Below are 25,270 nucleotides of genomic sequence, written 5' to 3'. Positions count from 1 at the left end.
AAAAAATGTTAGAGAAAATATTTGAATCTTTACTTGTTAGAAGTCGTATTGTTACAATTTTACCCGTAATTTTTGGTTTAATTGGAGCTTTTGTATTGTTTTTTATTGCAAGTTATGATGTTTTAAAAGTTATATTTTATACTTATAATTATTTTTTTGATGCAGGTTCTAATGTGGATTTGCATGAGGATGTGGTGGCTTTGATTATAGGAGCTGTTGATCTTTATCTTATGGCTTTAGTTTTGTTTATTTTTTCTTTTGGAGTTTATGAGCTTTTTATCAGTGAAATAGAAGAATTTAAACAAACAAAACAAAGCAAGGTTTTAGAGGTGCATAGCTTAGATCAATTAAAAGACAAGCTTGCAAAAGTTATCATTATGGTCTTAGTGGTAAATTTCTTTCAAAGGGTTTTACAGATGAAATTTGCTACTCCTGTGGATATGGCTTTTCTTGCTGGATCGATTTTAGCTCTTTGTGTAGGACTTTATTTTTTACATAAAGGTGGTCATTAACAAGGATTATCTTTTTTTGATATAATCGTTTTTTGTGTTTAAAGAATAAAAATGAAAAAAATGTTTTTAATTGGTATGATTTTAAATCATTTTGTTTTTGCAGCTCCGTTAGATGAAGTCTTTAAAGATATAGAAGTTTCAGGGACTGTTCGTTATCGCTATGATATTAAAAAAGAAAAAAAATACAACAAAAAAACACATAGATATCAAAATAAAACACAAACGGAAATTACAATAAAATAAGGAAAATCATGATTATACGATGGTTGTTTATTAGTTCAATATTTGTTGTTGCGCTTTTTGGTATTAACTTGAAATCATTTTTTACTTATACCTTTGATGCAAATAAGCAATATGATATGGAAAAAGCGAAGGCTTTGTATTTTCAAAATAAATGCAATACTTGCCATGGAGATAATGCTGAAAAGAGTGTTATAGGATCTAGAATTTTAAAAGATATGTCTCCTGAGGATATTAAAGGAGCTTTGATAGGTTATACTCTTGATAGTAGCAGTTCTACAACAGCTTCTCAAATGGCTTTTTATGCTAGAAATTTAAGCCACGAGGATATAGATAATATTATTGCTTATATTAAAGGTGGAAATTTTGCGCTTGATTTGCAAGTAAAAGACCTTCTTGAAGAAGAACCTGCGCAAAAAACAAAACATAATATATTTCTAAAATAAAATGTAAAAACTATAATTAAAAGGAATGCTATGAAAAAACTAACTTTAACTTTAAGTGTTTTAACTATGGTAAATTGCTTATATGCTAAGGATATTAATATAGGAGTAGTTTTACCTTTAACTGGAACTGTGGCAGCTTATGGGCAAGATGTTTTTAACGGAATTGAACTGGCTAATAAGCTACAACCAAAACTTTCAAATGGAGATGTTATTAAACTTATCACAATAGATACAAAAGGAGATAAGCTTGAAACTTCAAACGGAGTTAATCGTTTAATAGCAACAGATAAAGTCCTTGGGATTATTGGTGAAGCTACAACTCCAAATACTATTCAAGCTATTTCTATAGCAGAAGAGAAAAAAATTCCCCTAATAGCTCCAGTGGCATCTGGAGATAAATTGCTAGATAAAAAGAAATATGCAAGTAGAGTTTGTTTTAAAGACAGTTTTCAAGGAGATAAATTTGCTACTTATGTATCTAAGGATTTAGGGCTTAAAAATGCTGTTATCATCATAGATCAAAGCAATGTTTATTCTTTAGGTTTGGCAAGAGCTTTTGAAAATTCTTTTAAGAATAATGGTGGGAAAATTATAAAAAAACTTGTTATTAATTCAGGAGATAAAGATTTTAGAGCTGTGGTTTCTCAACTTAAGAGTTTAAATCCTGATTTTGTTTATATGCCTATTTATCATCCTGAAGCTGCTTTAATTGCGAGACAAGCAAGACAAATTGGTTTTGATAAACTTTTAGCAGCAGGAGATGGTGTTAATAATCAAACTTTTATAGATCTTGGCGGGAGTGCTGTTAATGGAGTAATTTTCACTGATAGTTTTGATTATAACAATCCATCTACACAATTAGGAAAAGATTTTGTTGCAGCTTATGAGAAAGTTAAAGGAACAAAAGAACTTCCAGCATTTTCGGCTATGGGGGCTGATGCGTATTTTGTAATGTTAAATGCTATGAATGCTTGCGTTGATAATCTTAGCAGCGAATGTATTAATAGTAAAATTCATCAAACTAAAGATTTTCAAGCTGTTGGTGGTGTGATTAGCATAGATGAAAGCGGTAATGCTATTCGTTCTGTTGTGATTAAAGAAATTCAAAATCAAAAACAAAATTATAAAACAATTATAAATCCATAATTATTAAAATAAAGGTAGAGAATGAAAAAAAGTTTAATTTTAGCAAGTATTCTAAGTTTAAGTTTAAGTGCTGCGGAAGTCAAAATAGGAGTTGTTTTACCGCTTAGCGGAGCTACTGCAGCATATGGACAAAGTGCACTAGAAGGGATTAAACTTGCAAATTCAATGCAATCAACTTTAAGTAATGGAAATAAGGTTTCTCTTGCTATTATTGATACTAAGGGTGATAAATTAGAATCTTCGAGTGGAGCAAATCGTTTAATTTCTCAAGATAAAGTTATAGGTCTTATAGGGGAAATGGTTACTGCTAATACATTGCAAGTTATGCGCGTAGCAGAAGATAATAAAATTCCATTGATCGCTCCTGCTGCAACTGGTGATAGATTGCTTGATAAAAAAATATATTCTTCTCGAGTATGTTTTATGGACAGTTTTCAAGGTTCATCTTTAGCAAAATATGTTTTTTCAAAACTTAATTACAAAAGTGCTGTTATTGTAGTAGATCAAAGCACTGACTATTCCTTAGGTTTAGCAAAAGCTTTTGAAAAACAGTACAAGTCTAATGGCGGTCAAATTCTTAGAATTTTAAGAGTTAATTCAGGTGATAAAGATTTTAGAGCTATTGTAGCTCAAGTTAAAAGTTTAAATCCAGAATTTATTTTTTTACCGCTTTATTATAGTGAAGCTTCTTTATTTGCAAGACAATCAAAACTCGCAGGTTTAAATATTCCTATGGGCTCTGCAGATGGAGTTGCTGATCAAACTTTTATTAGTTTAGCTGGAGATGCAAGCGAGGGTTATATTTTCACAGATAGTTTTGATGCTAATAATCCAACTACAAAATTAAGCAAAGAATTTATCAGTGTTTATGAAAAAGCTAAAGGAACAAAAGAAGTTCCAAATTTTTCGGCTATGGGTGCTGATGCGTATTTTGTAATGCTAAATGCTATGAATGCTTGCGTTGATAATCTTACTAGTAAGTGCGTCAATGAAAAAATTCACCAAACTAAAAATTATCAAGGTGTTTCTGGTGTTATTAGCATTGATCAAACAGGAAATGCAACTCGTTCTGTAGTGGTTAAAGAAATTAAAAATCAAAAGCAAAATTATAAAGATATTATCAATCCTTAAAGGAAAAATAGAAAGATTATGGATTCTACTTTATTTTTACAACAACTTGTTAATGGGCTTAGTTTGGGTAGTATGTATGCCCTTATTGCTGTTGGCTATACTATGGTTTATGGTGTGTTAAGACTTATTAATTTTGCTCACGGCGATATTATGATGGTTGGTGCTTATGCAGCTCTTTTTTGCATGACTAACCTAAATGTTCCTTTTCTAGGAGCTTTATCTTTAGCAATGATTTTTGCTGCCTGTGTTGGAATGGCTACAGATAGAATTGCTTATAAACCTTTAAGACAGGCTCCTAGAATTTCATTGTTGATTACAGCAATTGGTATTAGTTTTTTCTTGCAAAATCTTTTTAATATGCTTTTTACTTCAACACCTAGAACTTTTACACCGCCAAGTTATTTTGAGGAAAGTGTTAATTTTGGTGGAGTGATAACAACTTATGGTTCTTTAATGGTTCCTGCTCTTACATTTGTTATTTTAATAGCAGTGTTATGGATTTTGTATAAAAGCAAATATGGTATAGCTATTCGTGCTTTAGCATTTGATATACAAACAGTAAATTTAATGGGTATAGATGCAAATCGTATTATTGCTATAGTTTTTGCCCTAGGTTCAGCTTTGGCAGCAGTTGGAGGTGTTTTTTGGGCTGCAAATTATTACTCTGTTGAACCTACTATGGGAACTTTAATAGGTTTGAAAGCTTTTGCTGCTGCCGTTTTAGGAGGTATAGGTTCTGTAGTAGGTGCAGTTTTGGGTGGACTTATTATAGGATTTACTGAAGTTGTTGTTGTGGCTTTTTTCCCAGATTTATCAGGCTTTAAAGATGCATTTGCTTTTATTTTTTTGGTGTTTATATTGTTATTTAGGCCTACGGGAATTTTAGGTATAAATTTTGAAAAGAGTAGGTTTTAATGATGGTTAAAATTAAGGTTTCACATTTAATCTTTTTAATTGCTTCAATTATTTTTATTTTCATTTCTCCTTATATTTTTGGGGACTATGGATTAAACATTGTTAATCAAATTGCTATTTTTATTATTTTGGCTGTGAGTTACAACCTTATTAATGGTGTAACTGGACAATTTTCACTAGAACCCAATGGATTTGTTGCGATTGGAGCTTATGCAGCTGCTTTAGTTCTTTTAAGTGCTGATGCAAAAAATGATCAGTTTTTTTTAGATGGTCCTAGTTCTTTTATTTTAGCTATCCATTCAAATTCCTTTATTCTAGCTTTAATTGTAGCTGGAATTTGTTCATCTTTGCTTGCCCTGATTTTAGCTTTTGCTGTATTTCGCGTGAGAGGGGATTATTTAGCTATTGTAACTTTAGGCTTTGGAATAATTATTAAAATAGCTGCTATTAATTTTCCTTCTATTACTAATGGCTCAAGAGGACTGGTAGATATTCCACAATTTTCCACGATCTATTGGACAGGTGGTATTGCTATTGTAGCGGTTATTTTAATTTTAAATATAGTTTATTCTAAATATGGTCGTGCAATGAAGGCTATAAGAGATGATGAAGATGCTGCAAGTGCCATGGGAATAAATACTTTTTGGATAAAAACTTTAGCTTTTGGCACTTCAGCATTTTTAGAAGGTGTAGGTGGTGGACTTTTAGCCTGTCTGTTGACTACCGTATCTCCAACTCAATTTGATTTTTTACTTACTTTCCAGCTTTTGATTATTATTGTTTTGGGTGGACTTGGTTCTACTACAGGTGCTATCATAGGTGCGATATTGGTTATTGGTGGAAGCGAGTGGCTTAGATTTTTAGATGAGTTAAATATAAAAATAGATTCTTTAAATCTTGATATCCAATCAACGCCAGGGCTTAGAATGGTTGTTTTTTCTATTGTTCTGATTTTAGTAATGCTTTTTGCAAGAAAAGGCATAATGGGTTATTATGAGTTGAGTGATGTGATTAGAGGGATTAAAAAGCGTTTTAAAAGGAGTGAAAAATGATTTTGGAATTAAAACAAATTTCAAAAAGTTTTGGTAGTGTTAAGGCTATTAATGAAACTTCTTTTAAAATCAATGAGGGTGAAATTTTTGCTTTAATTGGACCTAATGGGGCTGGCAAAACAACTCTTTTTAATATTATAACAGGTAACTATAAACCTAGTTCAGGTTCGGTTGAATTTCTAGGAGAAAGAATTGATCACTTAAAACCTCATAAGATTGTGCATTTAGGAATAGCTAGAACATTTCAAAATATTAGGCTTTTTTCAAGCATGAATGTGCTTGAAAATGTTCTTATTGGTTTTAATAAACAAATGAAATATAATATTTTTGAAGCCTTTTTGCATTTAGGGCGTTTTGGAAAAATAGAACAAGTATTTAAAGAGAAGGCTTATGCAATATTAGAAGAACTTGGTATTGCAGAATTTGCCTATGAAAAGGCTACTAGCTTGAGTTATGGACAACAAAGAAAAGTTGAGATTGCAAGAGCAATGGCTACTCAGCCAAGATTGTTATTGCTTGATGAGCCAGCCGCTGGGATGAATAGCTCCGAGAGCGATGAACTTGCTGAGCTCATTTTTAAATTACGAAAAGATTATAAAATTAGCGTTTTGCTTATAGAGCATGACATGAAATTTGTAAATAAATTGTGCGATCGCGTATTGGTGCTTGATTATGGAAAAACAATTTTTGAAGGTAAACTTTGCGATGCTGTAAATCATAAAGAAGTAATTGCTGCGTATTTAGGGGATTTTGATGCTAATAGTTAAAGATTTGCATGTTTATTATGGATTAATTGAAGCTGTTAAAGGGATTGATTTTAAAGTGGAAACAGGTCATATTGTTTCTCTTATAGGTTCAAATGGAGCAGGTAAAACTTCAACTTTAAATGCGCTTTTAAACTCAGTTAAAAGAACTGGTGGGGTTAATTTCTTAGGTTATGATACTAAAAGGCATTTAACTCATACTTTAGTTCAAAAAGGTATAGCTTTAGTTCCTGAAGGAAGGCGTGTTTTTATTAATTTAAGCGTAGAGGAAAATTTAAAAATAGGTGCTTTTAATAATGCTGAAAATTATGAGCATTTAAGAGAGCAAATGTATAAACTTTTTCCAAGACTTGCAAGTAAAAAGCATGCTTTAGCTGGAACATTGAGTGGAGGGGAAGCGCAAATGCTTGCGATTTCAAGGGCTTTAATGAGTGAACCAAAACTTTTGATGTTGGATGAGCCTTCTTTGGGACTTGCTCCAAAGATTGTGGGCGAAGTTTTTGATATTATTGTGCGTTTAAAAGAAGAGGGTATAACTATTCTTTTGGTAGAGCAAAATGCTTATTCTGCATTAAAAATAAGTGATTATGCTTATGTTTTGGAAAATGGTCGCATTGTAATGGAAAACGAGGCTAAAAATTTAATAGGTGATGATGAGATTAGAAAGAAATATTTAGGGCTTTAAAATTTAAAGGAAAAAGAATGAAAAATATAATAAAAAGCATAGGGGATTTAAGAGTTTCGGTTGTATTGTTTTTGCTTTTCGCGCTTTTTTGTGCTTTGGCAACTTTTATTGAAAGTGCTTATGGAACTCCTACGGCTTGGGCAATGGTTTATGATACTTTTTGGTTTGAATATATACAACTTTTACTTGGTATTAATTTACTATGCGGGATGTTTCGTTATAAAATGTTTGGGCTTAAAAGATTGCCTTTAATGATTTTTCATATTTCTTTTTTATTTATTTTAGTGGGTTCTGCAATGACAAGATATGCTGGTTTTGAAGGTATTTTACCTATTAGAGAGCATACTCAAAATTCACTTATAGAAAGTTCTAAGACTTCTTTGCGCATTTCTGCTATAAAAGATGGAGAACGCTATAGTGCGGTTAATGATCGTTATATAGGAAATTTGCCTTTTGCTAATTCTTTTAAATTAAAACTTAATTTAGGTGATGATCAAGCTGTATTAAAATATAAAGATTTAATTTTAAATGCTCATTATACTTATAAAGAAAATAATAATTCTGATCCTTTATTGGTTTTGATGCTTTCTCAAAAAGGATCTCAAGGTGTTGATGTTAAATTTGAAAAAGGTGAAGTTAAGAATATAGAAGGGGTTAACTTTGCTTTTATGAATGATAATGTTAAAGCACCTTTTGTAAAAATTGATGAAAATTTAACTTTAAGTTCAAGTGAAAACTTACATTTTTTAAGTATGTTAGATGGACAAAATTTAGACCTTAAAATTGGAGAAAAGGCAAATGCTAAGGAAAGAAGGCTTTATGAAATTAATGATATTAGTTTTGTAGTTAAAGCTGCTTCTTTGCATGCGCAAGAAGCTTTAGAAGGCTCCAATAGACCTCAAGATGAAAGTTTTTGGTTATGGTTCAAATCTGCTTGGTTGGAAGTGGGTAGAACTATGTTGATTTCTACTTTTGGCGAGCCTCAAAATTGGAAAAATTCTTTATTATTGCATTTTAAAGATTTTGCCTTAAGCAATGAGAATAAAAACTTAGAATTAACTGGCTCTAATGCTTTAAAATTAGAATTAAGCTATAAAAATGAAAGTAAAGAATTTTATATTTTTGAATATAATAAACCTATTATGATAGAACTTGCGGGTCAAAAATTCTTTATTTCTTGGGCGCTTTCTTATGAACAATTGCCTTTTGATATTTATTTGAGAGATTTTGTATTAGATCGTTATCCAGGCTCTATGTCTCCAGCTTCTTATGCAAGTGAAATTACCGTAAAAAATAATAATGAAAATTTTGATTATAGAATTTTTATGAATAATGTTTTAGATTATGATGGCTATAGATTTTATCAAAGTTCTTATGATCAAGATGAAAAAGGGACTGTTTTATCTGTAAATAAAGATCCAGGCAAAATACCAACTTATATAGGTTATTTTTTGCTTTGTCTTGGAATGTTTATGAATTTTTTAAATCCACATTCTAGATTTAGAACTTTGGCAAGATTAATTAATAAAGACACTTTAAAACATGCAAGTGTGATTATTTTTATTTTATTGCTATCTTTTGGTTCTGAAAAGACTTTTGCTCAAGATTTAAATTCAACCTTACCTGTGGTAAATACTAATCATGCTAAAGCTCTTGCTACTTTAATAGTTCAAAAATCAGCAGATGGAAGAATGGTGCCTTTTGATACGCTATCAAGAGAAATTTTAGAAAAAATTCATCAAAGTGATAGCTATAAGGGTCAAAATTCTAACGCTGTTATGCTTTCCATGCTCGTTGATGTAGATAAATGGCAAATAGAACCTTTTATTTTAATGCCACAAAATCAAGCAGTTCGTGATGCTATTGCAAATATTTTAGAAATTCCTAGCGCTAAATATATTTCTTATAAAGATTTCTTTGATGAGAATAACCGATATAAACTTCAAAAATATGTTGAAAATGCAAATCGTAAAAACCCAAATGCAAGAGGAGTTTTTGATAATGAAATTATAAAACTAGATGAAAGAGCTAATGTTGTAAATTTAGTTTTTAGTGGTGAATTATTTAAATTTATTCCTGTTCAAAATAATCCAAATAATGTTTGGCTTGCACCTTTTTCTGCTGTAACTACTCTTAAGGGGGATGAAGGGCATATTGTTTTGGCTTTAATACAGAATTATTTTAGCGCCGTGGAAAATGCTTTTAAAGATGGTAATTGGACTAGAGCTGATGAAGGCTTGAAATTTATCAAAGAATATCAAGAAAAAATAGGATATAAAGTCATGCCTAGTAAAACCAAGGTTGAAATGGAAATTTTTTCTAATAAGGCTGAAATTTTCGTTAAACTCGCTCCTGTATATTTAATTGCGGGTTTTTTACTTTTGATTCTTGTTTTTTCTAAAATGGTCGTACCGAATTTAAAAATCTCTTTTATATTTAAAGTGGTATATGTTTTAAATGTTTTAGCTTTTGTAATTCATACAGTAGGTCTTGGACTTCGTGCTTATTTATCAGGTCATGCTCCATGGAGTAATGGCTATGAAAGTATGGTGTATATAGCTTGGGCATTGTCTTTATCGGGTATATTTTTCTCTAGAAAAAGTCCTATAGCCTTGTCATTAACTTCTATTTTATCCGGTGTTGTATTAATGGTTGCACATTTAAGTGAAATGAATCCGCAAATTACAAATCTTGTTCCTGTGCTCAATTCTTATTGGCTTAGTATTCATGTATCTGTTATTACTGCTAGTTATGGATTTTTAGGACTTTGTGCCTTACTTGGTATCTTTACACTGTTCTTAATGTGTTTTCTTAAGAAAGATGGAAAATATAATCTTAATATTTTGAGAAATATTACAGAGGCTACAAGAATTAATGAAATGGCAATGATTTTTGGACTTTGTTTGCTTACTGTAGGAAATTTTTTAGGTGCAATTTGGGCAAATGAAAGTTGGGGGAGATATTGGAGTTGGGATTCTAAGGAAACTTGGGCTTTAGTTAGCATTTTGGTTTATGCAGCAATTTTGCATCTTAGAATGATTCCAAAATATTGTAATCAATTTGTGTTTGCTTTATGGAGTATGTTTGCTTATTGGGTTATTATTATGACTTATTTTGGAGTAAATTACTTTTTAACAGGACTTCATTCTTACGCTGCAGGCGAAGCGGCTCAAATTCCTAATTATGTTTATTGGGGATTTGCGTTGATGGTGGTTTTAGCTCTTTTTGCAAGAAGGAATCGAAATTTTGTGGGCAAACTTTAAATGAGCCATATTTTTTTGGTTATTTTTTGTGCTGCTTTAGCGCTTTTATTGTTTTTAGGCATAATTGCTTATCTTATTACAAGTGATGGCAAAAAAACAGTTAAAAAGCAAAAAACTAGCCAAAAGCAGCATATAGCTGAAAAGACTAAAAAATTTGATACAGACTTAGATAAAATGATAGTTGCTGCTTCCGATGTTAAGCTAACAGATGTTGAATTAAAAGAACTTGCCAAACTTTATGTGCAGACACATAAACTTGGTTCAAAAACTTCTAAAGAATTAGATGAAGCAACAAAAAAGAAACTAGAATTTGTTTCTGCTTTGGCTGCAAATATTAATGCAAGTGCACAAACAGTCAGTTACTTAAATAAAGAACTTAAGAAAATTTCTGGATCTTACAAAAAAGAAATTGATGCTTACGAGCATATGGGATTAGCTAAAAGAAAAATTAAAGAAGATAAATAATATGGTGCGCTCAAGAGGATTCGAACCTCTGGCCTTTTGAACCGCAATCAAATGCTCTATCCAGCTGAGCTATGAGCGCAAAAATAAGTTAAAATTATATATAAATATTCTTAAAATAAGCAAAATTTTGCTTATTTTGTTTGTTTTTTAGCTTTTTTACCTTCATCTAAATCAAATTCTTTAGTCTTTTTTGAATGATAAAATATAAAACCTACAATCAAAATACAGCAAATCAAAGAAAAAATATAAAGTGTACCATAAGGGCTATCTTTGAAAAAAAGATTATTAGTATTCATTCCAAAAAATCCTACGATCAAATTTAAAGGCAAGAAAATAGAAGAAAGTATACTTAAAAGATAAATACTTTTATTCATTTTTTCATTTTTAATTGCACTTGTTAATGCATAAAGAGTATCAACTCTTGCTAGATGTTCTTTGGTGTTTTTGCTTAAGATGCCGATGGATAAATTTAAAATTTTTAAATGTTTTTTGTATTGTGCTTGTTCACTAAGCAAAAGATTGAAAGCTTCGCTTAGAAGATTAATTTGCTTTAGATTTTTGTTGATTTTTTGTCTTAACACAAAGGATTTTTTGTAAAAATTTTTAACAAAACCACCTTTTAAGATAATACCTTCTTTGTGTTCTAAAAGATTTTGAAAATGAGTATTTTGTACTTTAAAATCTTCTAAAATGGATTTAATAAAATTTGAAAATTCTTCTATGCTAGAAAGCTTAAATTCTTCATTTTGAAGTTTATAAATTTTTTCATCATTAAAAAGCCAAGTTTCCAAATTTAATCCCACATAAACAAAAATTTTTTGTCCATAAATTTCACTATAGAAAGTTTCTAAATTCTTTGCTTGTAGGATTTTTTTTAGATTTTCGTGTAGTTCTAGCATTTTATTTGCCTCTTAAGTGATAAAAATTTCTTTTAAATTGTGTAAAAGAATTATTCAAAATTGCTTCACGCATCTTTCTTGTAAGTTCAAGATAATAATGTAGATTGTGCAAACTTGCCAAACGAAAAAAAGTAAGTTCTTTAGCTTTAAAAAGATGGTTTAAATAACCCCTTGAACAATTACGACAAGTATAACATGAGCAAACAGGATCTATAGCTTCATGATCATTGATAAATTCTGCTTTTTTGATATTAAATTTTCCAAAACTTGTGAAAAATGTTCCATTTCTTGCATTTCTAGTTGGCATCACGCAGTCAAACATATCTACCCCTCGCTCAACATTTTCTATTAAATCTTCAGGAGTTCCTACGCCCATTAAATATCTCGGACGATTTTCATCTAGATAAGGGTTTAAATTTTGCACTGTTTCATACATTAAGGTATTTTCTTCTCCCACGCTAAGCCCGCCTATAGCTAAACCATCAAATGGCATTTCGTTTAAACTTAAAGCACAACGCTTTCTTTCTTCATAATTTGTACCACCTTGAATAATACCAAAAATATTTTGCCCTATACCTATACCTTTATTTTGCATATTTTTATGATAAGTAATAGCCTCTTTTGCCCAAAGTATAGTACGATCAACAGAAATTTTAACCCTTTCTTTGGTTGCGGGTAGGGCTACTAAATCATCTAAAATCATCATAATATCAGAGTTAAAATCATATTGAGTATCTAAAACACTTTTTGGAGTAAAAAGATGACGACTCCCATCGATGTGACTTTTAAATTCTATACCTTCATTAAAATGTTTGGAATTTTTACTTAAAGAAAAAGCTTGAAAACCACCGCTATCGGTTAAAAAACTTCTATCAAATTTCGTAAAACCATGCAAACCTCCAAAATCTTTTACCACTTTGGAAGTTGGACGCAAGTACATGTGATAGGTATTTGCTAAAATAATTTTTGCATCAAGCTCGTTTTTCATATCATTAGCATCAAGACTTTTAACCGCTCCTACTGTGCCAACAGGCATAAAAATAGGGGTTAAAAAAGTGCTGTGTGCGGTAGCGATTTCACAAACCCTTGCCATTCCATCTTTATGCTTTAATTTAAATTCCATTTGTTATAATTTCCTTTTTGGAGTTTAAAATGAATAATATTTTAATTATAATAGACGGTATTTTAGCAAAGCATTTCTTAGAAAGGCTTTGTTTTGAAAAAGGCTTAGGTTACTTTTTTACAGTAGTGTGTCAAAATAGTGAAAAAAATAACTTAAATATTTCTAGTGAGTATATTGACTTGCATTATTTTGATCCTACAAGCACAGCGCGTCTTGAAAATATTATGAGTAAAGATTTTAAACAGGCTTTTATTTATATGCAAGATGAATTTGAAACTAAAAAAAGTTATGAGGCTTTGCGCTCTTTAAATCCAAATTTAGAAATAGAAATAATGGATTTTTGGGGGTTAAGTGTTAATGATACTCATGCAAATTTAGCTGATGCTAGAATGACTTTAAGCCGTAGATTTATGGATTTTTTACCAGATATTGCTTTAACAGCTCAGTATATAGGACTTGGGGTTGGAGAGATTATGGAAGTAAAAATTCCAGCAGGATCTATTTTTGCTTATAGGCACATAAGTTCAATACAACAAAAAAGGTGGCGCATAGTCCTTATTTATAGAAATTCTAAGATTTATTTTGTAAAACCATCTTTTGTTTTAGAGCCAAATGATAGCATTTTGATCGTTGGAGATCCTGTTGTTTTACAAAGTATTTTTCATAATATAAGAGGCAAAGCAGGGCAATTTCCTATGCCTTTTGGAAGTAATGTTTTTGCTTTAATTGATATGAAAAATATGAATCAAAATATGCAAGAAAGAGTGCTTGATACTACTTTAAAATTAGCTCAAAAAAGCAATGCAAAAAGATTTTTTATACATGTTATCAATCCTAAATTAGGGGTAATGTATGAAAAATTAAAAAAACTTTCTGAGGATAAAGAAGGTGTGTTTTTTGATTATTTCAACACGGATTTTAAACAAATTTCCACATGGTTGCAAAATAATGATATAGGATTAGTTGTAACCGATATAAAAAATTTTGAGAAAGAAAAACAAGCTTTTTTTGATTTAAAAATTCCTATTATGAAAGTGGGTGAAGCTTCTTTTGATGAGCTTAAAGAAGCGATTATTTTAAGTGCCGATGAGAGCGAACTTGAAAACAATGCAAATGTCATTACTGATTTAAGCAAACAGCTTGATTTTGGAGTTATTTTATATTATTATAATCCAAATTCTCAAAATACTACAGATATGGAGGAGTATTTTAGAAGTTTATCTAAGCTTTATGATAAAAATATACAAATTATTAATAAAAATGATGAAAACCCTCTTTTAAATTTGCAATATCGCGAAGATTTGTTACAATTTGTGAGTTTTCAAAAAGAATTACTAAATAGAGATTTTGGCAGAAATTTAAGTACAAATTTAAATAGACATTATTATAAAATGAGACAAAATTACCAACTTTTCATACCAGTAGAATAAATAATTAATTAAATGTGATAGAATAAACGCAAAAAGAGTAGTTCAATGCAAGTAGAAGTTAAGTTAAAAGAAAATGCTTATAAGGTTTATATTGATGAACTTGAAGAATTAGAATTTGATAGTAAGGTTTTTATACTTTCAAATCCTAAGATTTCAGGTCTTCATTTGAAAACATTACTTTCTAAAATTAAGGCAAAAGAAATTTTTATTGCCACTGTAAAAGATGGTGAAGAATATAAAAATTTAAGCACCATGGAAGAAATTTTAAACCAAATGTTTAATTCTAAATTGGATAGAAAAAGCGTGCTTATAAGTTTTGGTGGTGGCGTGATTAGTGATATGGGCGGATTTGCTGCTAGTATTTATCAAAGAGGTATTGATTTTATAAATATTCCTACTACACTTTTAGCTTGCGTTGATGCAGCAGTAGGTGGAAAAACAGGTGTTAATAATAATTTTGGTAAAAATCTTATTGGCACTTTTTATCAACCTAAAGCTGTATATTGCGAGAGTTCTTTTTTAAAGACTTTGAGCTCTAGAGAACTTGCTGCAGGCATAGCTGAATTTATTAAAATGGCAGCAATGTTTGATGATAGTATACTTGATTTTATAGAAAAAATTGATGAAAAAAGTTTCTTAAATGCTACTTGTGAGAATGAAATTTTTACTCAAATTATAGCAAGAAGCATAGAACTTAAATCAAGGGTTGTTGAACAAGATGAAAAAGAATCAGGGCTTAGAATGCTTTTAAATTATGGTCATACTTTTGCTCATGTTATAGAAAATTTTACAGATTATAAGCTTTATTTACACGGAGAAGCGGTGGCTATAGGTATGGTTATGGCAAATCAATTGGCTTTAAATTTAGGGCTTTTGGATAAAATGCAAAGTCAAAAAATAAAAGATATTTTACTTAAATTCAGTTTGCCAATATCATATAAAATCAACAATGTAGATGAATTTTATGAAGCTTTTTTCATGGATAAAAAAAGCTCTAATAAAAAAATCAATTTTGTTCTTGCTAGTCCTTTGGGTAAGGGTTTGATAAAAGGTGATATTTCTAAAGAAGATATAATTGCAACTTTAAGAGAATTCCAATGAAAAAAATTATTATTTTAACCTTTTTTGTTGTTTTTGCTTTTGGTGATGTAAATCGGACTATTATTAATAATATAAATGAGAAAATTAATACTTTAAATACTGTAATCAGTGCTAGTATTTGGAATATACGTTATGAAAATTTTATAAAATATCAAGATATAAATGATGAATTAATCATTTTAAATCTTAATTTAAAAAAAACTTCCGATATTCACCAACAAGAAGAACTTAAACGCAAGATAGCAAATTTAGAAGAGCAATTGAGCTTGCTTAAAGAATATAAAGATTTAAATTTTGCACAAAGTCTTAGTGCCCCTGATAATATAGAAACTTTATCTAAGCTTACTAATCCTTTGGCTATTATAGGAGCTTTTTCTCATATTAAGAAATTAAAAGGAGAAAAGGAAGAGTATATATTTAAATTTAATGATTTTAAAAATTTAGTAGATAAGATCAGGGAAAAAAACTCAGAACTTAAGGAATTAGTTGAGCTTAAACCAAGTGTTGAGAATATAGAAGCTTTAAAAGCTTCGGATAAAAAGTTGGAAGAATTTGAGCAAGCTTTAAATTTTGCTAGTGTTTCTTATTCTGTTTATGAGAAAAAAATTGATGAAGAGCTTTCTCGAGTAAGTGCTGAGATTAAAGTTCAAAGTTTAAGGGCTGTAAATATACTTGTTGCTATTGTTATTGTTATAGCTATATCTTTTATGTTGAAATTTATTGCTAAAAAATACATTAAAGATAGTGAAAGATATTATACTGCTACGAAGATTATTAATTTTATTAATATAAATATTATTTTTCTTATTTTGCTCTTTGCTTATATAGAAAATATTACTTATCTTGTAACTATACTTGGTTTTGCCTCTGCGGGCTTAGCTATTGCTATGAAAGATATGTTTATGTCTATGCTTGGATGGTGTGTGATTATTTTTGGCGGAAGTTTTAGAGTAGGGGATCGTGTAAAGGTTTTTCAAAATGATACTACCTATATAGGAGATATTATAGACATTTCTTTTTTACGCATTACTCTTTATGAAGAGCTTACACTTGAAACTTATAATAAAAATCGTCGTAGCGGGCGTATTATATTTATTCCTAATAACTATGTTTTTACAAATTTGCTTGCTAATTATACTCATCATGGTATGAAAACCGTGCTTGATGGCATTGATATAAGTGTTACTTTTGATAGCAATCTTGATAAGGCGCAAGAAATTGTGGAAAATATTGTTACACGCCATGCCAAAGGTTATACTGAGCTTGCTAGAAAAAATATAGCTCGTTTACAACATGAATATAGTATTAAAAATCCTAAAGTGGAGCCAAGGTTTTTTATGTTTTTTGAACATTGGGGAATGCGAATTTCTGCATGGTATATGACCAATGCTTATGCGGCTTTGGTATTAAGAAGTACGATTAGCAAAGAGATTATAAAAGAATTTAATAAGCATAAAGATATAAAAATTGCTTATCCATCGCAAAATTTATATTTAGGAAATTTAAATCAAAATCATTTTGAACAACATCATGAAAATATGCATTTTCATGCAAGGAATAAAGATTGAAAGAAAAAGTTTTTTTTAAAACCTTTGGGTGTCGTACAAATATTTATGATACAGAGCTTTTAAAAAGTTATGTAAAAGATTATGAGATTATAAATGATGAGAATCAAGCACAAATTATCGTTGTAAATTCTTGCACGGTTACAAATGGAGCTGATAGCGGGATAAAGTCTTATGTAAATACCATGCAAAAAAAAGGCATTAAAGTTATACTTACAGGTTGCGGTGCTGTAAGCAAAGGTAAGGAGCTTTTAGATAAAAAGCAAGTTTTTGGAGTGCTTGGAGCGTCAAATAAAGATAAAATCAATGAATTTTTAGGAGCAAAGACAAGTTTTTATGAACTTGGAAATTTAAATTTTATTGATAAAGATATAGTTTGCGAGTATGAAAATCATACCAAAGCTTTTGTGAAAATTCAAGAAGGTTGTGATTTTGCTTGTTCTTATTGTATTATCCCTAGCGTGAGGGGAAGATCAAGAAGTGTAGATGAAAAAGCTCTTTTAAAACAAGTTGAAATTTTAGGAGCTAATGGCTATAGTGAAATTGTTTTAACAGGGACTAATATAGGTTCATATGGGCTTAAAAATGGCACAAGTTTAGGCAAGCTTTTGCAAAAAATGGGACAAATTTCAGGTATAAAACGCATAAGGTTAGGTAGTTTAGAACCCGCACAAATTGATGAAAGTTTTTTAGAAATTTTAGATGAGACTTGGCTTGAAAGGCATTTACATATTGCCTTACAACATACAAGTGAAAAAATGCTTCGCATAATGCGAAGAAGATCGCATACGGATAATGATTTAAAGCTTTTTAATACTATAGCAAGCAAAGGATATGCTTTAGGGACGGATTTTATAGTAGCTCATCCAGGTGAGAGTGAAGAGCTATGGCAAGAAGCTTTGAAAAAATTTAAAGAATTTCCACTCACTCATATTCATGCTTTTATTTTTAGTCCTAGAAACAACACGCATTCTGCTACCATGAAAGATGTGATAAATGGAACTTTAGCTAAAGAAAGATTAAACACTTTAAAATCCATAGTAGAAAAAAATAATTATGAATTTAGAAAAAAAAATCAAGCCTCACTTGAAGTTTTGGTAGAAAATCAAAAAGATGGTTTTTTTGAGGGTTATGATCAGTTTTTTAATAAGATCAAAATTAAAAGTGATAAAGATATAGCTAAAGAATGGATCTTTATATCTGAATATGAAGTGCAAGAAAAGTCTAACTTTGCAAATTTAAAAGGCTAGATAATGAAAAATAAAAAGATAATTTTAGCATCTTTTATGGTTTTATGTATGCTTTTGGGAATTTTATATTTTAAAAATGAACCTAAATATATAGATGAAAATCTTTATCAAAGTCTGTTAAGTCAAAATTTAATCCAAAAAGCTGTGGTTGATAAAGACGAAATTTGGCTTAAGGCGGAAGGTGAAAATTACGTAATTATAAAAGATGGTATAGATATAAAAACACTTTTAGCAAAAGTTCCCGTAGAAGTTAAAAAAGATAACACGCTTTGGGTGTTTTTTATTTTACTTGTTTTTATTATCGCACTTTTTATAAGTCTTGGCTATTTTGCTCGTAAAAAAGAGTTAGCTAAATATCCAATATCAAATAAGAATCAAAATCACACTCAAGCTCAAAATTCAAATATAAATTTAGAAAGTTCTCATATAAAACCTGTGATTTCAAATATTACTTTTAATGATGTAGCAGGTGTTGATGAAGTTAAAATGGAGCTAAGCGAACTTGTGGATTTTTTACAAAATCCTAAAAAATATAAAGAATTTGGTGTAAAAATGCCAAAAGGTGTTTTAATGGTAGGCCCACCTGGTGTAGGAAAAACATTGATAGCAAAAGCAGTTGCAGGAGAAGCAGGGGTGCCATTTTTTTATCAAAGCGGTTCAAGTTTTGTTGAAATTTATGTAGGTATGGGTGCGAAAAGAGTTAGAGAGCTTTTTTCAAAAGCTAAAATGATGGCTCCTAGTATAGTTTTTATCGATGAAATAGATGCTGTAGGTAAGGCAAGAGGAGAAATGTCAAATGTTGAAAGAGATAGCACTTTAAATCAACTTTTAACTCAAATGGATGGTTTTGAGGACAATAGTGGGGTTATAGTTATAGCTGCGACAAATAAAATCGAACTTATGGATCCTGCTTTATTGCGTTCAGGGCGTTTTGATAGGAGAATTTTTTTATCTTTGCCTGATTTTAAGGATAGACTTAAAATTTTAGAAATTTATATGAAAGATAAAAACAATAATGTCAATTTAAATAAAATCGCCAAAGCAAGCGTAGGTTTTAGTGGAGCAGGGCTTGAAACTTTGGTTAATGAAGCAGCAATTAATGCTTTAAGAAGAAATAGTGCTTTAGTTGAGGAAAGTGATTTTTATGCTGTGTTAAATAAAGTTCTTTTAGGCAAGAAAAAGATTTTAAGTTTTAATGATGAAGAGAAGAAAATTCAAGCCACTTATCAGGCTGCAAAAGCTTTGAGTGCGTATTATTTTGACATAGGATTTGAAAAAATAACTCTCATTGAAGATCGTTTTAAAGAATATGAGCATAATATAAGATCAAAATCAGAGCTTATTAATCGTATAAAAGTTTATTTGGCTGGTTCTAGAGCTATGAAATTAATTTACAATGAAAGTTATACTAACTCGCAAGATGATTTTTTAAAGATTAAAGAATTGCTTGATTATATGTTGAGTTTTGATATGTTAGAAGAACCAAAGTTAAGCAAACAAAAAAAAGAAATGGATGAATTTTTAAATTCTATGAAGGATAAAATTTTAAAATTATCAGAGCTTTTGCTTGAAAAAGAAAAGATAGAACATGATGATGTTAAAAATATAATGCAGATTTGATTATATTTTAATCATCAATTTCTTTGTGCAAGATAGTTCCATTAAAATCTATAAGAATTTTTACATCGTTATCAAATTTAATCTTGTAATGGTTGATTTTTCTTTCGATTTCTCTAGCTTTTGTATTTGGAAATTCGTTTTTAATGATATTAGCTAAATTTTGAGGCAAAAAATCTAGTTCAAAAGGAAAGGCTTTATTTTCAATTTCTTTCCAAGCTCCATCTATGTCAAATTCAAGTTCTGTCCCATCGCTAAGATAGACTTCATAGGAATTTTTGTCTTTTTGTACAATCCCTATAGGTGCTTTGAAATTATGTTGTAAAAATTCTTTAGAAACACTTGGCAAATTATCAGCAGAAATTATTATATCAGCGTTTAAAGATAAACTTAAAATAGTAATAATACTTAAAAATTTAATTTTCAATATTTTTCCTAATTATTTTTTAGTAAAATTGTAAAGAATTTATGTGAATTTTATGTGAATTTTAAGACAATATTATAAAAAATAAAGGTTTAATACTTTGCTTACAATTTTTTTAATTTTTTTAAATGTTTTATGTTATTTTTTGATTTCTTATGATTATTACAATATTCTTGGTTTGAATATTTTATTTTTTAATGGAGCTTATTGGCAACTTTTAAGTTCAATGTTTTTACATGGAAATTTAACTCATCTTATATTAAATATGATAGTTTTACTTCAATTTGGGCGTATATTAGAAACTTATTTGGGTGCTTTGCGTTTTATTTTTATTTATTTTATTGGCGGGTTGTTATGTTCACTTTTAAGTGTTTTTTATGTGTATTTTGATTTTAAATATTTTGGAGAAAATATAAATGTCATAGGTGCTAGTGGTGCAATTTGTGTTTTAATGGGTTTTTATGCTGTTCTTGATAAAAATAGCACAAAAGGACTTATAGTGGCAATTTTACTTATGAGTTTTGCGCCATTGCTTATGGGGGTAAATGTTGCTTGGTATGGTCATATTTTCGGGTTTATATGTGGTTATATTTTAGCTAAAATAAAAGAGGTAAAATGAAAAAAATTTATATTATAAGACATGCAAAAGCAAGTAAGAGAGGAGATATCGATGATTTTGAAAGAAAGCTTACTAAGAGTGGAAAGGAAGATTTAAAAAAACTTTTTAAAAATCTTGCCTTGCATGAAATTCATCCTGATTTAGTGTTATCAAGTCCTGCTGTTAGAACCGCTAAAACAGCGAAAAAAATAGCCAAATTTTATAATCTTGATAAAAATAAAATTTGTTTTGATGAAAGATTGTATCTTTGCAATGTTGAGAATTTGCTAAAAATTCTGCAAGATATTGATGATGAGTTTAATGAGGTGTTTTTAGTGGGCCATAATCCTGGTTTAATGGAGCTTGGAGAGTTATTAAGCTCGCTGTGTTTAGCTTCTTTTCCAACTTCTTCTATCTTGTGTTTAGAATTTGATATTAAGGAATTTAAAAATTTAAAAAAACATAGCGGAAAATTAGTTTTTTTTGAACATGTACGCAAGTTAAAAGAAGAAAAAGATTTAGGTTTTTAGTAAGAGATTGATTCTTACTTCCAACCTTCTATATAATTTTTTAGTTTTCTTCCTACTTTAGGGTGTTTGAGTTTTTTTATAGCTGAGCTTTCTATTTGTCTCACTCTTTCTCGAGTGACATTAAGCTCTTTCCCAATTTCTTCTAAGGTTCTATCGCTTTCATCATCCATTAAGCCAAAGCGCATTCGAATTACCGCTTTTTCCCTATCGTTTAATTGATCTAAAACTTCATCAATTTGTTCTTTTAAATCATCCTTTAAGATATGATCCATTGGAGAAAGTGAATTTCTATCTTCAACAAAATCTCCAAATTTACCATCATCTTCATTTCCTATTGGAGCTTCAAGAGAAATTGGTTCTTTTGTAATTTTAATAACTTGTTTAACCTTATCTACGCTTAAACCTACTTCTTTAGCTATAACGCTGACATCAGGTTCTTTTCCATCTTTTTGTAGATGTTCGCGGATAATTTTGTTAATTTGATTGATGGTTTCTATCATGTGGATTGGAATTCTTATGGTTCTTGCTTGATCAGCTATAGCCCTTGAAATAGCTTGCCTGATCCACCAGGTTGCATAAGTGGAAAATTTATAACCCCTTTTGTATTCAAACTTATCCACAGCTTTCATCAAGCCTATATTCCCTTCTTGAATAAGATCTAAGAAAGGTAGACCACGATTTGTGTAGCGTTTAGCTATGCTTACAACAAGACGCAAGTTTGATTTTGCCATTCTTCCTTTTGCTTCATCAGAGATTTTTTTACCACGTTTAATTTGCTCTAAAATTTCTTTTAAACGTGATTTTTCAAGATCAAAGCTTTTTTCACTGGCTTCTTTAGTTTGAAATAGTTTTTTAATTTCCATATAAGTGCTTACCATGGTTGTTTCTAAAGCTCGCTCTGTGATTTCTTCTTTGCTCAATTTTGTAATATCTTTTAAAATATCTGCATGGCGTTTTTTAAGTTCATCAGAAAACATAGGTAAGCGGTATTCTAAACGCTTAAGTTCTTTGTCAAATTCTTCATCACTTTTTAGTGCAGTTTCCATTGATTTTACGATTTCACTAATAAGTTTTGAAGTAGGGCCTAGATCCATTAATTTTTCTTTTAAAATATTTTTTTTGAATGCAATGCTTAATTTATCTAAAAGCTCATCTCCACTTTCCTTGTCTTTGGATGTTTTTAGCCAATCTTTTTTAGCTTTTTCTAGAGCTTTAAATTTTTCTATAACTTTTAAAGTTCTTTCATCTTCTTTTTTGCTGTTTTTTTTAGTATTTTCTTCATCTGTTTCTAATTCTGTTTCGTTTTCTTCATCTTCGTCTATATCAAGTTCATCAAGTTTATCATCATTTTTTTCTTCATCGTCAAAGCTTTTAAATAATTCTTTTACTCTTCTTTCTCTGTTTATTAAAGGTTCTTTATAATCTAAAATAAAATCTATCAAATAAGGTACAGAACAAAAAGCATCAATGATAATATCTTCACCAAGTTCTATTTTTTTGGAAATTTCAATTTCTTCATCTTTGTTTAATAAAGCAATTTGTCCCATTTCTCTTAAATACATACGAACAGGAGAGTCTGATCTGCTCCATTCTAATAAATCGTTTTCATTGGCTAAATCAAATTCGTTCTCAAGGCTTGTATCTTGGAGTTTTTGTTTTTCTTCTTGAAGTCTTTTTGCATCTTCTATGTTTTTCATTTGTGCAATTTCAGCTGCTGAAAAAAGTTGCACTTTGTGTTTTTTCACTAATGCTTGCACTTTTTTAGCGGTTGATGCACTTGGTTGTTTTGTAAGATATTTTACCAATTTTTCATATGTGATATAATCTTTTGCATTTTCTTGAAATAATTCTTCTAATTCAGCTTCTTGAGTTTTGGCGTTCATTGATTATCCTTGAAATTTATATAAGCTTTAGATTTTATCTAAAAATTGCTTAACTTTCTATATAAATCGGTTATTATGCTTATGATTTAAATATTTTTTCAAATTTTTCTAAAGCTCTGTTAAAATTATAATTTTTTCTTTTTAAGGTATAAAATTTACGCTTTAGGTTGATATTTTTTAACTTGATTTCATAAAGTGTTGAATTTTTTAATTCTTTTTCTATGCTTTTTTTGGAAAAAATAGAGATTGCTTTTTTTTGTAAAACAAGTTCTTTAATCGCAGCCATTCTATCAAGCTCAAGAAAAATATTAAGTTTTTTTGAGCTTGCACCAATTTCGTTTAAAAATTTATCCCTTAAGCCTGAGCCTACTTCTCTTAAAATCCACTTTTGTTCTAAAAGTTCATCGATATAAAATTCTTTTTCATTGAATTTTTTATCACTTGTAGCTACTATAAGTTCATCATTTTGCCAAAAATTTATTTCTAAATTTTCATACTCCACTAAAGCTGGATCAAGTTCTGCTTCAATAATTGCAAATTCTATATTTCCGTTTTTTAGCAAATTTAAACATTCTTTTGAATTCTGTGTTTGAGAGCGAATTTCTATGTTTTTAAATTCTGCTTTAAAATCAAATAAAATAGGAGCTAAAAAATGTTCAGAAATGCTTTGAGTTGAGGCTATTTTTATTTCCCCTAAGAGCATACTTTCGTCGTTTAATTTTTCTAAGCTTTGGTAGTAGGCTTGTATAATTTTTAACCAATTTTTTCCTAGTTCTAAAGCTTTTGGTGTAGGTAAGAGTTTTTTTCCAAGTCTTTCAAATAAAATGCCATCAAATTTATTTTCTAAATTTTTAATTACTATTGAAACATTAGGTTGAGTTATGGAAAAATTGTTGGCTGTATGAGTTGGACTTTGAGTGTTTAAAAGATCTAAAAATATTTCCATATCTTTGATTTTCATGAGTGATTCCTTTGTTTAATAAAAAAAAATTATTATAAAAATTAAAATAATATATTTTTATAATTTTAATAAAAAAAATATAATAACACAAAATTTAGAAAAAGGAAAATAAATGAAAACAAGTTTTTTAGCACATAGCATGGCTATAGTGCGTTCAAATTTTAAGGGTTTGCTTTTTACTGCTTGTATAGTGATTTTTGCTATGTATTTTTCTAGTGTTCAAAGTATCAAAGATACTACTCATTTGGCAGCGACTGCTTTTGCTATCATCATAGGAGTGTTGCTCTCTCCTTGGTTTTTTAAATACCAACATCATTTTCAAGCTGGAGTGCATTTTAGTGCAAAAAAGCTTTTAAGACTCGGTATTGTTTTATATGGTTTTAATATTACTTTAACTGAGCTTTTAAGTGTAGGGTTGAAAGGGTTTTTACTTTCTGCTATAGTGATATTTTTTGTTTTTATTATTGCTTTATTTGTAGGAATGAAAATTTTTAAACTCGATAAAGAAACTTCTATGCTTGTTGGAGCCGGAAGTGCGATTTGCGGTGCGGCAGCGGTTTTAGCGTTGGAGTCAAGTTTAAAAAGTGATCCTTTTAAAGGAATTTTAGCTGTAGGTACGGTGGTGATTTTTGGACTTGTGTTTATGTTTTTGTATCCTATAGCTTTTTCTTTAAATCTTTTTCCTTTTTTTGATCAAAATGCTATGGGGGTTTTTATGGGGGCTACTTTGCATGAAGTGGCAAATGTTGCAGGTGCCGCTGAAATGGCAAAAGATATGGCAGGATTTGAGCAAGGTGCTTCTAATGTTGCAGTGATTATAAAAATGATGAGAGTGATTTTACTTGTGCCTTTTTTGCTTATAGTGACTTATTTTTTTGCTAAAAATCAGCATTCAAGCAGTGGAAAAACTGCAAAAAGTATTACTATTCCTTATTTTGCATTCGCATTTTTAGGTATGATAGTTTTAAATACATATCTAGCAACTAAAGAAAGTATTTTAGGTATTGCTACGAGTGATATTATTTCTTTAGGTAAAACACTTTGTACTTTATGTATTGTTTTTGCTATGGCAGCTTTAGGTTTGCAAATTGACTTTAAAAAATTTTTAAAGAGTGGCTCTAGAGTATTTGGTTTGGCTTTTGTTTTAGGGCTTGTTTTGATTTTTGGAGGATATTTTTTAACTTTGACTTTTAAAGATATACTTTGGTAATAACAATTATTTTTTGAAAAAATTTATTTTTATTAATCAAGTGATAATATAATTGTTTTT

24 protein-coding genes and 1 tRNA gene are annotated in these 25,270 nt (G+C 29.6%); 19 read left to right on the top strand and 6 right to left on the bottom strand.

What is annotated here, in order from left to right:
* Positions 1-5: 5 nt before the first annotated feature.
* Genes AJN69_RS06615 through AJN69_RS06565 form a run of 11 tightly spaced genes read left to right on the top strand, consistent with a single transcriptional unit; the run spans position 6 to position 10,619 of the window.
* Complete coding sequence (locus AJN69_RS06615) at positions 6-512, top strand: YqhA family protein (RefSeq protein ID WP_002852919.1); 507 nt, start codon at positions 6-8, stop codon at positions 510-512.
* Between the two features lie 51 nt (positions 513-563).
* Positions 564-755, top strand: coding sequence for a mini-MOMP protein (locus tag AJN69_RS06610; protein WP_002861753.1), 192 nt, complete (start codon positions 564-566; stop codon positions 753-755).
* 8 nt (positions 756-763) lie between these two features.
* Positions 764-1,198 carry a c-type cytochrome gene (locus AJN69_RS06605; protein WP_002853959.1) on the top strand — a complete coding sequence of 145 codons (435 nt, stop codon included), beginning with the start codon at positions 764-766 and terminating at the stop codon, positions 1,196-1,198.
* Positions 1,199-1,228: 30 nt separating this feature from the next.
* Complete coding sequence (locus AJN69_RS06600; RefSeq protein WP_002867160.1) at positions 1,229-2,344, top strand: ABC transporter substrate-binding protein; 1,116 nt, start codon at positions 1,229-1,231, stop codon at positions 2,342-2,344.
* 21 nt (positions 2,345-2,365) lie between these two features.
* Complete coding sequence (locus AJN69_RS06595; protein WP_070210231.1) at positions 2,366-3,475, top strand: ABC transporter substrate-binding protein; 1,110 nt, start codon at positions 2,366-2,368, stop codon at positions 3,473-3,475.
* A gap of 18 nt (positions 3,476-3,493) precedes the next feature.
* The gene (locus tag AJN69_RS06590) at positions 3,494-4,390 is read left to right on the top strand and encodes a branched-chain amino acid ABC transporter permease (RefSeq protein WP_002881774.1); all 897 of its coding nucleotides are present in this window, start codon (positions 3,494-3,496) and stop codon (positions 4,388-4,390) included.
* The gene (locus AJN69_RS06585; RefSeq protein ID WP_044779199.1) at positions 4,390-5,442 is read left to right on the top strand and encodes a branched-chain amino acid ABC transporter permease; all 1,053 of its coding nucleotides are present in this window, start codon (positions 4,390-4,392) and stop codon (positions 5,440-5,442) included. Before AJN69_RS06590 ends, AJN69_RS06585 begins: the two co-directional genes overlap by 1 nt.
* Positions 5,439-6,209, top strand: a complete 771-nt coding sequence (locus tag AJN69_RS06580) for an ABC transporter ATP-binding protein (protein WP_002853599.1) — start codon at positions 5,439-5,441, stop codon at positions 6,207-6,209. Before AJN69_RS06585 ends, AJN69_RS06580 begins: the two co-directional genes overlap by 4 nt.
* Positions 6,196-6,891, top strand: a complete 696-nt coding sequence (locus AJN69_RS06575; RefSeq protein WP_002881782.1) for an ABC transporter ATP-binding protein — start codon at positions 6,196-6,198, stop codon at positions 6,889-6,891. The genes AJN69_RS06580 and AJN69_RS06575 overlap by 14 nt, the downstream gene beginning before the upstream one ends.
* Before the next feature lie 17 nt (positions 6,892-6,908).
* Positions 6,909-10,154, top strand: a complete 3,246-nt coding sequence (ccsA, locus tag AJN69_RS06570) for a cytochrome c biogenesis protein (protein WP_070288167.1) — start codon at positions 6,909-6,911, stop codon at positions 10,152-10,154.
* 15 nt (positions 10,155-10,169) lie between these two features.
* Positions 10,170-10,619 carry a hypothetical protein gene (locus AJN69_RS06565; protein WP_083262299.1) on the top strand — a complete coding sequence of 150 codons (450 nt, stop codon included), beginning with the start codon at positions 10,170-10,172 and terminating at the stop codon, positions 10,617-10,619.
* A gap of 2 nt (positions 10,620-10,621) precedes the next feature.
* Here the strand turns inward: AJN69_RS06565 and AJN69_RS06560 are convergent.
* The 3 genes from AJN69_RS06560 to tgt all read right to left on the bottom strand — a co-directional run bounded on the left by AJN69_RS06560 (position 10,622) and on the right by tgt (position 12,641).
* Positions 10,622-10,698, bottom strand: a tRNA-Arg gene (locus AJN69_RS06560).
* Between the two features lie 52 nt (positions 10,699-10,750).
* Entirely contained in the window at positions 10,751-11,518 is a 768-nt protein-coding gene (locus AJN69_RS06555) for a magnesium transporter CorA family protein (protein ID WP_002880601.1), read from the bottom strand.
* A gap of 1 nt (position 11,519) precedes the next feature.
* Positions 11,520-12,641, bottom strand: a complete 1,122-nt coding sequence (gene tgt, locus AJN69_RS06550; protein WP_002880602.1) for a tRNA guanosine(34) transglycosylase Tgt — start codon at positions 12,639-12,641, stop codon at positions 11,520-11,522.
* 29 nt (positions 12,642-12,670) lie between these two features.
* Between tgt and AJN69_RS06545 the strand changes: the two genes are divergently transcribed.
* The 5 genes from AJN69_RS06545 to AJN69_RS06525 are packed head-to-tail and all read left to right on the top strand — an operon-like array spanning position 12,671 to position 19,607.
* Positions 12,671-14,071 (top strand): COG3400 family protein, encoded by a 1,401-nt coding sequence (locus AJN69_RS06545; RefSeq protein WP_002880603.1) that lies wholly within the window; start codon positions 12,671-12,673, stop codon positions 14,069-14,071.
* A gap of 45 nt (positions 14,072-14,116) precedes the next feature.
* Positions 14,117-15,172: a 3-dehydroquinate synthase gene (gene aroB, locus AJN69_RS06540; RefSeq protein ID WP_070210228.1), complete on the top strand. Its 1,056-nt coding sequence runs from the start codon at positions 14,117-14,119 to the stop codon at positions 15,170-15,172.
* A complete protein-coding gene (locus tag AJN69_RS06535; protein WP_070288163.1) occupies positions 15,169-16,740 on the top strand; it encodes a mechanosensitive ion channel family protein in 1,572 nt (523 codons plus the stop codon). The genes aroB and AJN69_RS06535 overlap by 4 nt, the downstream gene beginning before the upstream one ends.
* Positions 16,737-17,987 carry a tRNA (N(6)-L-threonylcarbamoyladenosine(37)-C(2))-methylthiotransferase MtaB gene (gene mtaB, locus AJN69_RS06530; protein WP_070277501.1) on the top strand — a complete coding sequence of 417 codons (1,251 nt, stop codon included), beginning with the start codon at positions 16,737-16,739 and terminating at the stop codon, positions 17,985-17,987. Before AJN69_RS06535 ends, mtaB begins: the two co-directional genes overlap by 4 nt.
* A 3-nt stretch (positions 17,988-17,990) precedes the next feature.
* Positions 17,991-19,607 carry an AAA family ATPase gene (locus tag AJN69_RS06525; RefSeq protein WP_070288161.1) on the top strand — a complete coding sequence of 539 codons (1,617 nt, stop codon included), beginning with the start codon at positions 17,991-17,993 and terminating at the stop codon, positions 19,605-19,607.
* 7 nt (positions 19,608-19,614) lie between these two features.
* Here AJN69_RS06525 and AJN69_RS06520 read toward each other — a convergent pair whose 3' ends face one another.
* Positions 19,615-20,031, bottom strand: coding sequence for a PepSY-like domain-containing protein (locus AJN69_RS06520; protein ID WP_004305692.1), 417 nt, complete (start codon positions 20,029-20,031; stop codon positions 19,615-19,617).
* Positions 20,032-20,128: 97 nt separating this feature from the next.
* Here AJN69_RS06520 and AJN69_RS06515 point away from each other — a divergent pair, with 97 nt between their 5' ends.
* Together AJN69_RS06515 and AJN69_RS06510 are read left to right on the top strand one after the other, a co-directional pair.
* Entirely contained in the window at positions 20,129-20,647 is a 519-nt protein-coding gene (locus tag AJN69_RS06515) for a rhomboid family intramembrane serine protease (protein WP_070288159.1), read from the top strand.
* Positions 20,644-21,156, top strand: coding sequence for a histidine phosphatase family protein (locus AJN69_RS06510; protein ID WP_070247902.1), 513 nt, complete (start codon positions 20,644-20,646; stop codon positions 21,154-21,156). The genes AJN69_RS06515 and AJN69_RS06510 overlap by 4 nt, the downstream gene beginning before the upstream one ends.
* 14 nt (positions 21,157-21,170) lie before the next feature.
* Here AJN69_RS06510 and rpoD read toward each other — a convergent pair whose 3' ends face one another.
* Together rpoD and AJN69_RS06500 are read right to left on the bottom strand one after the other, a co-directional pair.
* Positions 21,171-23,039, bottom strand: coding sequence for an RNA polymerase sigma factor RpoD (rpoD, locus tag AJN69_RS06505; protein WP_004305698.1), 1,869 nt, complete (start codon positions 23,037-23,039; stop codon positions 21,171-21,173).
* Between the two features lie 79 nt (positions 23,040-23,118).
* Positions 23,119-24,000 carry a LysR family transcriptional regulator gene (locus AJN69_RS06500; protein ID WP_004305699.1) on the bottom strand — a complete coding sequence of 294 codons (882 nt, stop codon included), beginning with the start codon at positions 23,998-24,000 and terminating at the stop codon, positions 23,119-23,121.
* Between the two features lie 112 nt (positions 24,001-24,112).
* On the opposite strand from AJN69_RS06500, the gene AJN69_RS06495 reads away from it, so the two are divergent.
* Positions 24,113-25,210: a YeiH family protein gene (locus AJN69_RS06495; RefSeq protein WP_044780252.1), complete on the top strand. Its 1,098-nt coding sequence runs from the start codon at positions 24,113-24,115 to the stop codon at positions 25,208-25,210.
* The last annotated feature ends 60 nt before the right edge of the window (positions 25,211-25,270 follow it).

The sequence above is a fragment of the Campylobacter sp. BCW_4338 genome (assembly GCF_001763255.1).
In the GTDB taxonomy this organism is placed as follows: Bacteria; Campylobacterota; Campylobacteria; order Campylobacterales; family Campylobacteraceae; genus Campylobacter_D; species Campylobacter_D jejuni.
This window is presented reverse-complemented; position numbering and strand designations above follow the sequence as displayed.